This window comes from Pseudomonadota bacterium (assembly GCA_026388275.1).
GTDB lineage: Bacteria > Desulfobacterota > Syntrophorhabdia > Syntrophorhabdales > Syntrophorhabdaceae > JAPLKB01.
The window spans coordinates 125,064-138,932 of the sequence record JAPLKB010000059.1 but is presented as its reverse complement, the minus strand read 5'-3'; the positions used below and the strand labels follow the sequence as shown (position 1 = coordinate 138,932).

The following is a 13,869-nucleotide window of genomic DNA, read 5'->3' as shown; positions in this document are numbered from 1 at the left end:
TGAAAGGTAGGATATGATAAATGAAAGATTGCAATGATAATACAAACTTTTCATATGAAATCATGTGCTTAGTGCCCCTTGGGTTAATACCCCGAAGCTTGCTTTGAAATGGCTTCACATTCTTGTTTCGCCTTTGATGCCCCGTCCGCCTGCGGCGGAGTGATTCATTTCATGGATTTAAAACCATATTTTTCAAGTATTTTTTTACCCTCAGGGGATAACACAAAATCAACAAATAGCCTTGAAAGAGCTTCATTTTTTGCATCCCTGACTACAGCGATCGGATATAAAGCCTTGTTGTAACTACTTTCCGGGGCTGCCATCACAACCGTAACATCCTTAGCCCTTACAGATGCATCGGTTGAAAAAACAATACCGGCATCCACTTCGCCCCTTGCCACATAATCAAGGACCTGCCTAACGTGTTCACCGTAAATCAATTTGTCCTTAATGTTATCCCAAATTTTCAAGTACCTGAGTGCTTGTTCTGCATACATGCCTGCAGCTACACTCGCCGGATTGCCTATTGCAATCTTTTTTATATCAGGATTTTTCAAATCGCTGAAGGTCTTCAATGCATTCCTTGAAGATGTTTGCTTGATAAGCACAATACCGTTTTCTGCAAAATTGCACCTTGTTCCTGCAACTATCAGTTTTTTTTTCTCAAGTTCGTCCATCTCCCTTGCTGCCGCTGAAGCAAATACATCCACCGGTGCACCACCTTCTATCTGACGCATAAGATCCCCTGACGAGGCAAAATTCAGGTGCACCTTTACATTTTTCTTATTTACTTCAAAGTCTGCCGCAATTTCTCTAAAAGAATTCGTCAGGCTTGCTGCTGCCGATACTGTTATTTCATCTGACGGTGCCGCTACTGTGCTATAAGAAATTGAAGCAATAAGCGTAATGCATATACATAAAATAATACTGCCTGTCATATGGAATTTTCTGTTGCATGCATCCTTAAAAAATCTTTTTTTACTCGATTGTCTAAACATTTTTTCTCTTTAATATATGTATTAATATAACGTATTGTTATATACCATTGGGAATAACGATTGTCAATAGTTTTATTCTCTCTTTCGCTTCTTTGAGAAAGGTTTTTAATTTTTTAAGCACACAATCACCCAAGCTTGCACTTGCAGATTTAAACATTATTCTTTATAATTCAATAATATCAGCAGCAGGGAGTAAACATGAGAATTGCCTATAAAGTCTGGCTCGATAATGATGGAAAAGCTTTCGGTGAAGGACCATATAGAGTTTTAAAACAAATAGAAAAAGCCGGTTCATTGCATCAAGCTGCTATTGACCTGAAAATTTCTTATAGGAAAGCGTGGCTTATAATCAATATTATTGAAAAAAAGCTCGGTTTTGATTTTCTTGAACGTAAAATAGGTGGCTTGTCTGGAGGCGGCTCAAATATTACCCCTTCAGGCAAAGCATTTTTGAAGAAATATGAAGATTTTCGCAGAGAACTGGAGCAAGTTCTCGAAAACACATATCAAAAACATTTCGGTGTATAATTCTTAGAATATTTATGGTTATTAAAAACTGATTATATATCGAATTGTGTGGAAAGTCTGTCTTTGGTAAGAATGTCCTTATGTGTAACTCTACCGTAACCGTTCTGCAACAAACTCTGTTCCATATCATCCATGATCTTCCAGCATAATCCTTGAGAAAGCCCTTCCATTACATCTATAGGGATAAACATGGATGTTGTCTCAACCGTCACTTTATCTTTATTACATTGTCTCCACACCCATCTTCTGGTAAGTACCTCGTTTTCATCCTTATAAATAACCTCACCTCTGTCCACTACCTCCTGCTCACCGCCTTCCATAGGAATAAAGGTTTCGCACCCTTCTGCAAAACAAAGGCTGATATCACCTTCTATCGGCGCAATAGCATGACCGCCCATAGGAACAAGGTACTTCAGAGAGATTCCATTATAAAGGTCAACAACAGGGTTTATTCTGGGGAAGGGACCATCCTTTAAGGCTCGTCTTATAAGTGATTCGATAGAACTGTAATATTTTGATGAAGAAATTCCGAGTTTTTTAAATGCTTCTCTCCAAACCCTGATGTGTGGGTGTTCCTGAGGACTTTTATACGGAAAATTTTTTTTTATATCTTCAAGAATAGCTTCAAGCCTGTCTTCACCGTATCGTTTATTTTCTATTTCACAGACAAGAACACCGATTTCAAGCGCAGGGAAAATGTCGAAAAACTTACTGTCTACAGAAAAAATCATTAAAGTCTCTTGGAAGCCGTAGATATCCTTAATAATGCCCGTTGCAGGGCAAGTTCATATATAATTAAATCATCGGCATTATCTGTGGGTATGTCTTTAAGGGTTGATTCTGCATGTTCCTTTGCTCGTTTTGCTCGTTCAAGGTCAATTTCCTCTGCAAATTCTGCGGTTTCCACAAGAAATGTAACCTTGTCCTCTGTAACTTCCCCAAAACCACCGCTAGTCGCAATGTGTTTTGTCTTGCCTGCTTTTATATACCGTACTTCTCCGATGCCGATAGTCGTCAGGAATTTTATATGACCTGGAAGAACGCCGAATTCACCGAGCTCTCCGGTTGCTTCCACCATATCAACTTCTTCCTGCACAAGCAGTTTTTCAGGAGTTATTATTTCAAAATTAAGCATAGCCACAATTACTCTCCCATAAACTGTTTCGCTTTTTCAACCGCTTCCTCTATTGTTCCCACCATATAGAATGCCTGTTCCGGAAGTTCGTCATATTTTCCTTCTGCAATCTCTTTAAAACCCTTAATCGTATCCTTTAGTGCAACGTATCTACCTTGCTGACCGGTAAATGCTTCCGCAACAAAAAATGGCTGAGAGAGGAATCTCTGGATCTTTCTGGCACGTGCAACAACGAGCTTATCGTCTTCTGAAAGCTCATCCATACCAAGGATGGCAATGATATCCTGTAATTCTTTATATTTCTGAAGTATTCTCTGGACTTCGCGTGCTACCGCATAATGCTCATCCCCCACGACCTTCGGGTCAAGGATCCTGCTCGTTGAATCAAGCGGGTCAACAGCAGGATATATACCAAGTTCTGAAATCTGTCTTGAAAGAACTGTAGTTGCATCAAGGTGTGCAAATGTTGTTGCCGGGGCTGGGTCTGTAAGATCGTCTGCAGGCACGTAAATGGCCTGGACAGAAGTAATTGAACCCTTTAGTGTTGAGGTAATTCTCTCTTCAAGTTCACCAAGGTCTGTTGCAAGTGTTGGCTGGTAACCGACAGCCGAGGGCATCCTGCCGAGCAGTGCCGATACCTCTGAATTTGCCTGAGTAAATCTGAATATATTATCTATAAAAAGCAGCACGTCCTGCCCTTCCTCGTCCCTGAAATATTCGGCGGCAGTCAGAGCAGTAAGGCCTATCCTTGCGCGGGCGCCGGGCACTTCTGTCATCTGTCCGTAGACAAGTGCGCATTTATCAATAACGCCTGACTGTTTCATTTCAAGCCAGAGGTCGTTTCCTTCTCTTGTCCGCTCGCCTACGCCACCGAAGACGGATATACCGCCGTGATGCATGGCAATATTATGGATCATTTCCATGATAATAACTGTTTTACCCACACCGGCGCCGCCGAAGAGCCCTACCTTCCCGCCCTTTGAATATGGTTCAAGGAGGTCAATGACCTTTACGCCTGTTTCCAGGAGTTCGACCTTCGTATTTTGCATGGTAAGCAGCGGTGCAGACCTGTGTATGGGATATGTCATTTTTGTCGAGATGGCACCGACTCCATCCACCGGTTCGCCGATGACATTCAACACCCTGCCGAGGATTTCATTGCCTACAGGGATGCTTATCTGTGCACCTTTGTATGTGGCTTCCTGCCCTCTCAACAATCCGTCTGTCGTATTCATGGCAATACAACGTACCATGCTGTCTCCAATGTGCTGAGCAACCTCAAGAACAAGGTTTTCATGAATATCACTTATTGACGGGTTTGTGATGTATACTGCTCCGTATATCGGAGGAAGATTATCAGAGGGGAATTTTATATCCACTACCGTTCCTATAACCTGTACAATATTTCCTTTTACTTCCGAGCTCATCTATATTCCTCCTTTTACGTTCCTCTCAAAGCTTCGGCACCGCCAACGATGTCCATCATCTCGTTGGTAATGCTTTCCTGTCTTCGTTTGTTATAAACAAGGGTGAGATGATTTATCATCTCCCCGCAGTTGCTGGTTGCATTTTCCATGGCAGCCATTCTTGCCGCATGTTCCGATGTCTGGGAATCCAAAAGGGCAAAATAAATCTTTGTGCTAATATATTTCGGTATGAGTGCTGCGATGATTTTATCCCTTTCCGGTTCGTAGAGATAATCGATACCCTCCGGTTCACCGGAAGCCTTTACGGGAAGAAACTCTTCAAAGACGGGGATCTGTTTTGCTGCAGATTGGAAGTGATTATATCCAAGATATACTTTATCAAATTCACCTTCCGTATAAAGTTTTATCAGATCATTGGCCATAGTATTTACAAAATCCTGATCAATTTTTCGTATATCGGCCCAGTCCTTTATAATGCTTACCTTTCGCCTATGGAGGTAGTCTTTGACTTTTTTCCCAAAGACATATACGCCTATGCGCTCATATTTATCCCTGTTCTCTGCAATAAATGTTTCTGCCTGCAAAGCGATATTCATATTAAAACCGCCGCATAAACCTCTGTCTGACGCCATAGAAACAACGAGTACCTTTTTTATCTCTTCTCTTTCAGTAAGGAGCGGATGGATTTCTTTCGGGACCCTTGTGATAACCCGGGCAGTCAGTTCTTCCATTTTTAACGCATAGGCCTGTATTTTTTCCAGGTCTTCCTGTGCCCTTCTCAGTTTCGAGGCAGAGACCATCTTCATCGTTCTCGTAATCGTCTGGGTACTGTTTATACTAACAATTTTCCTTTTTATATCCCTTAGCGTTGCCATTAAATGTCCTTAATAGGTAAATTTATCTCTAAACTGATCGAGTACACTGGTGATCTTATCCTCGACAGCCGTGTCAATCTGTTTCTTCTCCTTAATAAGCGCAATCAGATCCGGATGTTTTTCTTCCACAAACTGGAACATTTCCTGCTCATATCTTTTCAGTACGTTCTCCGGGTATGTGTCAATGTATCCATTGGAACCGGCATACATTAATATAACCTGCTTCTCGACAGGGATGGGCACATACTGTCCCTGCTTCAGAAGTTCTGTCAGGCGTGATCCTCTCGCAAGAAGGGCCTGTGTAGCTTTATCAAGGTCACTCCCGAATTTTGCAAAGGCAGCCATTTCCCTGTACTGGGCAAGTTCAAGTCTTAATCGCCCCGCAACCTGTTTCATTGCCTTTATCTGGGCGTTGCCACCGACCCTCGATACGGAAATTCCGACATTTATGGCAGGTCTGACACCTGCGTAAAAAAGTTCCGGTTCAAGGTATATCTGGCCGTCTGTAATGGAGATAACATTTGTAGGTATATATGCAGAAACGTCGCCTGCCTGAGTTTCAATGATCGGAAGAGATGTTAGAGAACCTCCCCCGTGTGCATCATCCCACTTGGACGAACGTTCAAGCAACCTTGAATGTAGATAGAAGATGTCTCCGGGATACGCTTCCCTTGCTGGTGGACGACGGAGCAGAAGAGATATCTGTCTGTAGGCAACGGCATGTTTGGAAAGATCATCGTACACTATAAGTGCATGTCTTGCTGTATCTCTGAAATATTCACCCATTGAAGTTCCTGCAAAAGGCGCAAGATACTGAAGCGGTGCAGGGTCGCTTGCGGTTGCAGCCACAACTGTTGTGTATTCCATGGCACCATAACTGGTAAGGAGGTCTACTGTCCTTGCAACTGATGATCTCTTCTGGCCTATGGCTACATAAATACAAAATACGTCATTTCCTTTCTGATTTATAATCGTATCTATGGCAACAACAGTTTTTCCTGTCCCTCTGTCGCCGATGATCAATTCTCTCTGTCCCTTTCCAATGGGGATCATTGCGTCAATAGCCTTGATACCTGTCTGAATGGGTTCTTTCACGGGTTGTCTGACTACAACGCCAGGGGCTATCTGTTCAACATTTCTGAACTCCTTTGCGTCAACGGGGCCTTTTCCGTCAATCGGGTTTCCGAGACCATCAACGACTCTTCCGATGAGGGATTCTCCAACAGGAACCTGGGCAATCTTACCTGTCCTTTTTGCAATATCCCCTTCCTTAATTTTATAATCCTCGCCGAAAATAACAGCGCCGATATTATCTTCTTCAAGATTCAAGACCATCCCAGCTATGCCATGCGGGAACTCAAGAAGCTCTCCTGCCATGGCGTTCTGAAGTCCGTAAATCCTCGCAATACCATCACCGACAGAGATGATTATACCTGTCTCCTGAAGATTTAATTCTCTTTCAAACCCCATTATCTTCTGCTCTATAATCCTGCTTATCTCGTCTGCCCTGATCTCCATATATCCTACTCCTTCAAAATATTTTCCTTTAACGTCTCAAGCTGTTGCTTTACACTACCGTCTATGATGGTCCCTTTCACAATAACTTTAACCCCGCCAATAAGCGTCTTATCCTCAACCACCTGAAGCATCACATCTTTGTGCATTTTCTTTTTTAATTCTTCTTCAATGCGCATTTTCATAATGTCAACAAGGGGGTATGCCGTATAAAGTGTCCCCCTTACCCGCCCTTCCTTTTCATCCACAAGCTCACTGTAAACATCTTTTATCATGTGGAGATAACCTATCCTGTTTTTTTCAAGGAGCATACTGAACATATTTGCCAGGGGAATGGCCACGCTTAAAGCCTTCATGATGTCGCTAAGAAGCTCTTTTCTTTTTTCCATCTCCAGGATAGGAAGCATCAAAGCCTTTCCCAACTGCGGCGCTTCATCAAAAACATTAAGTATTTTCTCAATCTCATCCAGGTAGTCCCTGTATTTCCCGTCCTTTTCCCCGACGGCAAATAAACCTTTTGCATATCTTTTTGCAATGGATTGACTTATCAATTTAAACTCCCCATTTTTTCAATAAACTCTTCCACCATCCTGTTGTGATCTTCTTTTGTAAGTCTTTCCTTTACAAGCTTTTCTGCCTGTTCCATTGTAAGCCTTACTATTTCTTCCTTAATTTTTCCGCTGACTTCTTTGGCTTCCTGTGCAGAAGTAATCGCTGCCTGTTCCTTGAGTTTGGATACAAGAACCATTGCCTCATTCATGACCTTTTTCTTTTCATTTTCTGCTTCTTCAAGAACAGTCTTTTTAAATGCCTCTATCTCTTTATCAAGATTTCCAAGTTTACTTTCATATGTTGCTTTAAGTTCCTGAGCCTCCTTGAGCATCCTATCGGCTTCTTCAATTTTATCTTTCACAATTGTGTGTTTGTTTATAAAATATTCCTTTAGAGGCTTAGCACCAAATTTTACAATGACCCCGACAAGTACTGCAAAATTTATAAATTTAAAAACCCAGGACAGCCATGATTCAGAACCACCGGTCATGAAAAACTCCTTTTCAGTATCTTTTGAGCAGCTTCGTTTGATAGCCTTTCCACATCCAACTTCAGCGCGTTGCGCACTTTCTTGCTGTCATTATCAATATCAATACGTATGCGTGAAATCTCATTCGTCAGGTCTGTCCTTGCCTGCTCGATAATCTGCGTTGCAGCCGTATGCGCCTCGTTTAAAACTGCATCTTTTACTTCAACAATCGGCTTCTTTTTTTCTTTAATGCCATCTTCATATGATATTTTGAGCGAATTGACCTGTTCTTTTGTTGATAGTGCATTGTCAAAGTGTGAACCGATTGCTTCCTCCCTCTTATTGATTGCCCTCAAAACAGGTTTGAATAACAAAAAATTTAAAAGGATCATTAAAATTAATAAATTGGCAAACTGGATGAGAATTGTATAGTTAAAATCAATCATATTTTACCTCTTATGTATCAAGAGAATTATTTCACTTAGGTTAATATCATAAAATGTTTCCTTTTGCAATTTTTTTTTCAACTACTTATATAGACTTTTTTCTGTATACATCAAAGCCTTTATAAAATTGTATATTGTAAAATACAATATTGCATTACAAAAATATCTTGTTCAATTATATTGCAATAGAAAATATGCGGACTCAGGCTATCGACAGCTTCCATCATTAATTAACATTTACCATGTTTTAATAAATTTTGGTCCTTTAACAAATCAGAAAATAAGAAAGAAGAAATACGGATTTTCGACAGCAGCATTGACCTTCCCATCTATAATTACAAGCATTCAAGAACAGTCCAGGCCTCAAATAGGCGCTCAATCTCAATAAGATTTAAAAAACATGGTGTCGATGTCACCTCATTATAATGGTGCCAGTTAAAGATTCTTTGCGAAAAACAACTTGAGGGATTGCCGGTTATTTCAAAGTTTGATATTGACAAAGACGCTAAAATATAGTTAAATTACACGGTTTTTTATTAAATATAAAAGGAGGTGATGCTGTTATGCAATGCCAAACAGTAAAACAAGGCACCGAGTGTTTGTTCATGAAGAAAAATGGATGTTCCTATAATGGCGGTGCATGCTACACAATTATTGAGAATTGCGAGGGATGTTCGAAAGTGATAGAATTCACAACAGGCAAATACTGTATCAGCTTTCCTTACCCGGCTCAAAAATGGCAAAATGGTTCATGCCCTATGTCATCTCACGTAAAAAAAGGGCAGAAAGCTGAAGAGCAGAAGATCAACCCACTGAAAGCATCAAAGAGAAACGCCGGAAAAAAATAAGGTTTTTTAAATTAACGAGCCTGCCGCTCAAAATTTATTAAAATTTTTTGTGCGTGAATTTTTTGAGGGTGAACTTTACTTTTTTGTGATCTTTTAAGGAATTATTTTGGAGTTTCGCAGTTGACAGTTCACGATTTTTAAATTATATCAACTATGATCTATAATACGTAAACTGTCAAATGTGGGACCATTTTACATTTGACTTCAAGCAGGCATCAATGGTAAAAAAATATCCAAGCCTTGGCTTATGAATGTTCGCTCAATAGTTCGCAAAACTGGGAGGAAGGGGAGCCCAGAACACCCGCAGGTTTGTGTTTTACCGGTGGAGGACAGTATTAGCTCGGAAAATGGTAAAAATTAAAATGGAGGTAAATCTTGAAGAAGAATAAATCAGCGATTAAAAGAGCCAGGCAGTCAGAAGAAAAAAGGCTTAGAAATTCTCATGTTAAGTCAACAATGAAGACACATATTAAAAGAGTTATGATTGCAGTGGAAAATAAAGTAATAGAAAATCTCGATAATATTTTCAAATCTGCTGTATCTTACATAAATAAAGCTTCATCAAAAGGTGTTATACATAAAAATAATGCTTCAAGAAAGGTATCGAGACTTACAAAAAAGGTTAACAACCTTTCCCAGCCAAAAGGATAATTAATAGTCTATCAATGCAATTGCACTGAATTTCCTTGCCATCCTTCCAGACATCCTTGTCAATGCTTCTCTTTTATTGTAATCCTCGGAGCTTACATCACTAGCATTATATATCTCGTTTTCTGATAGTGTCCATTTCTTAATAAAAGCACCCGTTTTGTTGAAGAGAGAAAGGTCTATCGTCATTTCAATGTTCTTCTCAACGATGATTCCTTGCGCATTCAGGGCAGAAGGGATTATTCTAATTTTATTTATACTCCCCTGAATATACCCGTCAGAGCCTTCTTTGTTCAACTTGAAAAGACCTGTAGCAACAAGTTCTTTCGCAAAGGCATCGGTAACATAGCCGGAGGCATGAGGCTCATAGGTCTTATTTTTAAATAGAGGAATATAAAGAGACGATATTTCACCTCCGAATATTCCCTTTTCCTTTATCATCTGGTATCCACAACAAGATAGCATGATCATCATAAATACAATCAAACATGTTTTATATGGAAAAGATCTTTTTTTGTTCACTGTCCACCATCCACTTTTTATTGTGTTTACACACATACCACATTTACGAGTTTGTTCGGAACAACAATGATCTTTTTAATGTCCTTCCCCTGAATCTGCTTGGATATCTTATCAAGCGAAAGAACAATATTTTTTAATGCCTCATTATCAATATCCCTTTCCGCTTCAAAGGTATCCCTCAGTTTTCCATTTACCTGGACAGCAATGACAACCTTATCTTCTATGGTATATTCTTCTTTATATTGAGGCCAATTATCTGCCATAACATTCACATCTTTCCCCATCATCTCCAGCAATTCTTCCGAAATATGCGGCACGAAAGGAGAGAGCAATATAAGCAGAGTTTCCATAGCTCCCCTTAAAAGTTTTAGTTCCTCATCGTTTCTTCCTTTTTCGACAAATTTATACATTGCATTTACAAATTCCATAATACTTGCTATTGCAGTATTAAGGTGAAATCGCTCAATATCATCTGTCACCTTTTTGATCGTTTTGTGTATCCTGAATGTAAGCTGTGCTGCATCAATCTCGCTTGCCCCTGATTCAAAAACAGCCTCCACGTGTTTCAACTCGTCCAACCTGTCCGCGACAAACCTCCATACTCTATGAAGAAATCTACTGGAACCCTCTACCCCTTTATCGCTCCATTCAAGGTCCTTTTCGGGAGGCGCAGCAAATAGACAGCATAATCTTGTCGTATCGGCACCGAATTTTTCAATTAAATAATCAGGGTCAACAACATTGCCCTTTGATTTGCTCATTTTAGCACCGTCTTTTATGACCATGCCCTGAGTAAGGAGATTTTTAAAGGGCTCTCTCACTTCCACCAACCCCAGTTCGTTCAATACCCTGTTGAAGAACCTGGAATAGAGCAAATGGAGGACTGCATGTTCCACACCACCTATATACTGATCCACCGGCATCCAGTAATCTACTTTTTCTCTGTCGAGTGGCCCTGATGTATAGTCTGCACATGCATATTTAAGAAAATACCAGGAAGATTCAACAAATGTGTCCATGGTATCCGTCTCTCTTCTCGCTTTTCCTCCACAGACCGGACATGTTGTTTCATAAAAATCTGCACAATCAGTAAGAGGTGATTTCCCCACTATCTTTATTTCAAGATTAAGCGGAAGCTCTACAGGAAGGTCTTCATAGCGAACAGGAACGGTTCCGCATCTGTCGCAATATATAATAGGTATTGGCGTGCCCCAATATCTCTGTCGTGAAATACCCCAATCTCTTAAGCGATAATTCACCTTCCCTTTACCGATCCCCTTCTCTTCAAGATAACTTATAATCTTCGGGATTGCCTCCCTGTTGTTCATACCATTGAAAACATCGGAATTTGTCATTAATCCGTCGCCTTCATAAGCCCCTTGCATTTTTTCAGGATCTATTGAAACGTGCTCCGGCGTGATCGTCAAAATAACCGGCAAATCAAATGTCTTCGCAAATTCAAAATCCCTCTGGTCATGGGCAGGAACCGCCATGATTGCACCTGTGCCGTATTCCATTAATACAAAATTTCCTATATAAACAGGTATTTTATTGCCATTCAATGGATTTATGGCATACCTTCCGGTGAAGACACCTTCTTTTTTTATGTCGCCTTCTGTCCTGAAACTCCTGTCCAGTGCCTTTGTCTTTTCTATAAAGGCAAGGGCTTCTTTTTCGTATGGAGTTCCCTTTGGAAACATTGGCGAGTAGGGATGTTCCGGGGCAAGCACCATAAAAGTCACGCCGTAAAGCGTATCAGGTCTTGTGGTAAAAATAGTAAGGGGTGTGCTGTCTTCCATTTTAAAGTTTACTTCGACACCATAGCTTTTCCCTATCCAGTTTTTCTGCATGTTAAGGACCCGTTCAGGCCACCCGGGAAGACTATCACAATATTCAATAAGTTCATCGGCATATTTTGTAATTGCAAAAAACCACTGGGTCAGCTCTTTCTGGATAACAGCTTTTCCACATCTCCAGCACAACCCATCTTCCACCTGTTCATTGGCAAGTACGGTCTGGCATTCCATGCAATAATTTACCGGCGAGCTTTTTCTGTAAACAAGTCCCTTTTCATACATTTTCAGGAACATCCATTGTTCCCACCTGTAGTATTCAACATCGCAGGTTGCAATTTCCCTTGCCCAGTCATAGCCGAATCCAAGCCTTTTCAATTGTTTTCTCATGTAGGCAATGTTTTCGTAGGTCCATACTGCCGGCTGAACACCGTGCTGAATGGCAGCATTCTCGGCAGGCATTCCGAAGGCATCCCACCCCATGGGATGCAATACATTAAAACCCCTCATTCGTTTATAACGGGCAATAACATCTCCTATAGTATAATTTCTCACATGCCCCATATGTATCTTACCTGAAGGGTACGGGAACATTTCAAGAAGATAATATTTCTGCTTATCTTTATCTTCCTCTACATGGAACAGGTTATTTTCTTCCCAGATTTGTTGTCTTTTTTCTTCAACTGTATGCGGCTTATAGTCTGCCATTACAAACCCCTGTTAAAATCAGTCGTAAGTAGTTAGTAAATAGTAGTTATTAGTCAGTATTGATTTTTACTATTTACTGTCTTTCCACTATCGACTGTCTCAATTATTTATTCATCATTGCTCTGATACGCAATCGCAGTGCGTTAAGCTTGATAAATCCGCCTGCATCCTGTTGTTGATACACAGAATCCTTATCAAATGTGGCAAAATCCTCCGAATAGAGAGATTTATCCGACTTCCTTCCTACAACCATGCAATTGCCTTTATAAAGCTTCAGTCTCACAGTACCGCTCACTCCTTTCTGTGTTTCATCAACAAAAGCCTTAAAGGCATTCATTTCAGGAGAGTACCAGAAACCATAGTATATAAGCTCGGATATCTTCGGCATCAGACCGTCTTTGATATGCATTACTTCTCTGTCCATGGTAATCGTTTCCATTCCCCTGTGAGCAGTATGAAGAATTGTGCATCCAGGAGTCTCATATACTCCCCTTGCCTTCATACCGACAAACCTGTTCTCTACTATATCAATCCTGCCGACCCCGTTTGCTCCGCCAATCTTATTTAAATGGGCGATAAGGTTATAAGGCATCATGGGCTGGCCGTCCACACCAACCGGCACTCCATCTGCGAACATAATCTCTATATATGTCGGCTTATCCGGTGCCTTCTCAGGAGAGACAGTTGTCAGAAACATGCCTTCATCAGGCTCATTCCATGTATCCTCCAATATACCGCCTTCATAACTGATATGCATAAGGTTCCTGTCCATACTGTAAGGTTTTTCTTTACTGACAGGCACATCAATACCGTGCTTTTGCGCATAATCAATCAATTCATTTCTCGATTTAAAATCCCACTCTCTCCATGGAGCGATAATTTTAATATTAGGTTCAAGGGCGTAGAAAGTAAGCTCAAACCTTACCTGGTCATTCCCCTTGCCTGTAGCACCGTGGCATACAGCATCGGCCTTTTCTATCTTTGCAATCTCAATTTGCCTTTTTGCGATAAGCGGCCTTGCAATGGAGGTTCCCATCATATAATTGCCTTCATATATAGCATTTGCTTTTATTGCAAAGAATATGAAGTCTCTTGCAAATTCTTCCTTTAAATCCTCCACATAAAGCTTCGAAGCGCCTGTCTTCAACGCCTTTTCTTCCAATCCCTGCAATTCCTGTCCCTGGCCTACATCTGCAGAATATGCAATAACCTCAGATCCATACTTCTCGATCAACCATTTAACTATTATTGATGAATCCAGGCCGCCTGAGTAAGCCAGCACTACCTTTTTTATTTTATCCATCTTTTACCTCCATTTTTTGATTCTTGATTTTGGATTATAGAATACAACACTTTAAAACATCTGAAGATTTTAAAAGATTTTGCTTTAAATATCCAAAATCCA

General features: G+C 40.6%; 15 protein-coding genes. 3 read left to right on the top strand and 12 right to left on the bottom strand.

The window, feature by feature from the left end; genetic code table 11:
- Positions 1–164 precede the first annotated feature (164 nt).
- A complete protein-coding gene (modA, locus tag NT010_14785; protein MCX5807305.1) occupies positions 165–998 on the bottom strand; it encodes a molybdate ABC transporter substrate-binding protein in 834 nt (277 codons plus the stop codon).
- 198 nt (positions 999–1,196) lie between these two features.
- Here modA and NT010_14780 point away from each other — a divergent pair, with 198 nt between their 5' ends.
- Positions 1,197–1,526: a LysR family transcriptional regulator gene (locus tag NT010_14780; GenBank protein MCX5807304.1), complete on the top strand. Its 330-nt coding sequence runs from the start codon at positions 1,197–1,199 to the stop codon at positions 1,524–1,526.
- A gap of 32 nt (positions 1,527–1,558) precedes the next feature.
- Here NT010_14780 and NT010_14775 read toward each other — a convergent pair whose 3' ends face one another.
- The 8 genes from NT010_14775 to NT010_14740 are packed head-to-tail and all read right to left on the bottom strand — an operon-like array spanning position 1,559 to position 7,945.
- The gene (locus NT010_14775) at positions 1,559–2,257 is read right to left on the bottom strand and encodes a phenylalanine--tRNA ligase beta subunit-related protein (protein ID MCX5807303.1); all 699 of its coding nucleotides are present in this window, start codon (positions 2,255–2,257) and stop codon (positions 1,559–1,561) included.
- Positions 2,257–2,661, bottom strand: a complete 405-nt coding sequence (locus NT010_14770; GenBank protein MCX5807302.1) for a F0F1 ATP synthase subunit epsilon — start codon at positions 2,659–2,661, stop codon at positions 2,257–2,259. Before NT010_14770 ends, NT010_14775 begins: the two co-directional genes overlap by 1 nt.
- 8 nt (positions 2,662–2,669) lie before the next feature.
- Complete coding sequence (atpD, locus tag NT010_14765; protein MCX5807301.1) at positions 2,670–4,088, bottom strand: F0F1 ATP synthase subunit beta; 1,419 nt, start codon at positions 4,086–4,088, stop codon at positions 2,670–2,672.
- A 14-nt stretch (positions 4,089–4,102) separates the two neighbouring features.
- Entirely contained in the window at positions 4,103–4,963 is an 861-nt protein-coding gene (atpG, locus tag NT010_14760; GenBank protein MCX5807300.1) for an ATP synthase F1 subunit gamma, read from the bottom strand.
- A gap of 9 nt (positions 4,964–4,972) precedes the next feature.
- Positions 4,973–6,481: a F0F1 ATP synthase subunit alpha gene (atpA, locus tag NT010_14755; GenBank protein MCX5807299.1), complete on the bottom strand. Its 1,509-nt coding sequence runs from the start codon at positions 6,479–6,481 to the stop codon at positions 4,973–4,975.
- Between the two features lie 5 nt (positions 6,482–6,486).
- Positions 6,487–7,029 carry an ATP synthase F1 subunit delta gene (gene atpH / locus NT010_14750; GenBank protein ID MCX5807298.1) on the bottom strand — a complete coding sequence of 181 codons (543 nt, stop codon included), beginning with the start codon at positions 7,027–7,029 and terminating at the stop codon, positions 6,487–6,489.
- Positions 7,026–7,520 (bottom strand): ATP synthase F0 subunit B, encoded by a 495-nt coding sequence (locus tag NT010_14745; protein MCX5807297.1) that lies wholly within the window; start codon positions 7,518–7,520, stop codon positions 7,026–7,028. The genes atpH and NT010_14745 overlap by 4 nt, the downstream gene beginning before the upstream one ends.
- Positions 7,517–7,945 carry an ATP synthase F0 subunit B gene (locus tag NT010_14740; GenBank protein MCX5807296.1) on the bottom strand — a complete coding sequence of 143 codons (429 nt, stop codon included), beginning with the start codon at positions 7,943–7,945 and terminating at the stop codon, positions 7,517–7,519. Before NT010_14740 ends, NT010_14745 begins: the two co-directional genes overlap by 4 nt.
- 563 nt (positions 7,946–8,508) lie before the next feature.
- On the opposite strand from NT010_14740, the gene NT010_14735 reads away from it, so the two are divergent.
- Both NT010_14735 and rpsT read left to right on the top strand, forming a co-directional pair.
- Entirely contained in the window at positions 8,509–8,793 is a 285-nt protein-coding gene (locus NT010_14735) for a PxxKW family cysteine-rich protein (GenBank protein ID MCX5807295.1), read from the top strand.
- A 375-nt stretch (positions 8,794–9,168) separates the two neighbouring features.
- Positions 9,169–9,444 carry a 30S ribosomal protein S20 gene (gene rpsT / locus NT010_14730; protein ID MCX5807294.1) on the top strand — a complete coding sequence of 92 codons (276 nt, stop codon included), beginning with the start codon at positions 9,169–9,171 and terminating at the stop codon, positions 9,442–9,444.
- Here rpsT and lptE read toward each other — a convergent pair whose 3' ends face one another.
- The 3 genes from lptE to NT010_14715 all read right to left on the bottom strand — a co-directional run bounded on the left by lptE (position 9,445) and on the right by NT010_14715 (position 13,767).
- Positions 9,445–9,882, bottom strand: coding sequence for an LPS assembly lipoprotein LptE (gene lptE, locus NT010_14725; protein ID MCX5807293.1), 438 nt, complete (start codon positions 9,880–9,882; stop codon positions 9,445–9,447).
- A gap of 107 nt (positions 9,883–9,989) precedes the next feature.
- Positions 9,990–12,464: a leucine--tRNA ligase gene (gene leuS, locus NT010_14720; GenBank protein MCX5807292.1), complete on the bottom strand. Its 2,475-nt coding sequence runs from the start codon at positions 12,462–12,464 to the stop codon at positions 9,990–9,992.
- A gap of 103 nt (positions 12,465–12,567) precedes the next feature.
- Positions 12,568–13,767, bottom strand: a complete 1,200-nt coding sequence (locus tag NT010_14715) for an argininosuccinate synthase (protein MCX5807291.1) — start codon at positions 13,765–13,767, stop codon at positions 12,568–12,570.
- Positions 13,768–13,869 lie beyond the last annotated feature (102 nt).

What these genes read in the sequence shown, in the direction of transcription:
- modA (MCX5807305.1), bottom strand. Translation starts at nt 998, where the DNA reads ATGTTTAGACAATCGAGTAAAAAAAGATTTTTTAAGGATGCATGCAAC.
- NT010_14780 (MCX5807304.1), top strand. Translation starts at nt 1,197, where the DNA reads ATGAGAATTGCCTATAAAGTCTGGCTCGATAATGATGGAAAAGCTTTC.
- NT010_14775 (MCX5807303.1), bottom strand. Translation starts at nt 2,257, where the DNA reads ATGATTTTTTCTGTAGACAGTAAGTTTTTCGACATTTTCCCTGCGCTT.
- NT010_14770 (MCX5807302.1), bottom strand. Translation starts at nt 2,661, where the DNA reads ATGCTTAATTTTGAAATAATAACTCCTGAAAAACTGCTTGTGCAGGAA.
- atpD (MCX5807301.1), bottom strand. Translation starts at nt 4,088, where the DNA reads ATGAGCTCGGAAGTAAAAGGAAATATTGTACAGGTTATAGGAACGGTA.
- atpG (MCX5807300.1), bottom strand. Translation starts at nt 4,963, where the DNA reads ATGGCAACGCTAAGGGATATAAAAAGGAAAATTGTTAGTATAAACAGT.
- atpA (MCX5807299.1), bottom strand. Translation starts at nt 6,481, where the DNA reads ATGGAGATCAGGGCAGACGAGATAAGCAGGATTATAGAGCAGAAGATA.
- NT010_14745 (MCX5807297.1), bottom strand. Translation starts at nt 7,520, where the DNA reads ATGACCGGTGGTTCTGAATCATGGCTGTCCTGGGTTTTTAAATTTATA.
- NT010_14740 (MCX5807296.1), bottom strand. Translation starts at nt 7,945, where the DNA reads ATGATTGATTTTAACTATACAATTCTCATCCAGTTTGCCAATTTATTA.
- NT010_14735 (MCX5807295.1), top strand. Translation starts at nt 8,509, where the DNA reads ATGCAATGCCAAACAGTAAAACAAGGCACCGAGTGTTTGTTCATGAAG.
- lptE (MCX5807293.1), bottom strand. Translation starts at nt 9,882, where the DNA reads ATGATAAAGGAAAAGGGAATATTCGGAGGTGAAATATCGTCTCTTTAT.
- leuS (MCX5807292.1), bottom strand. Translation starts at nt 12,464, where the DNA reads ATGGCAGACTATAAGCCGCATACAGTTGAAGAAAAAAGACAACAAATC.
- NT010_14715 (MCX5807291.1), bottom strand. Translation starts at nt 13,767, where the DNA reads ATGGATAAAATAAAAAAGGTAGTGCTGGCTTACTCAGGCGGCCTGGAT.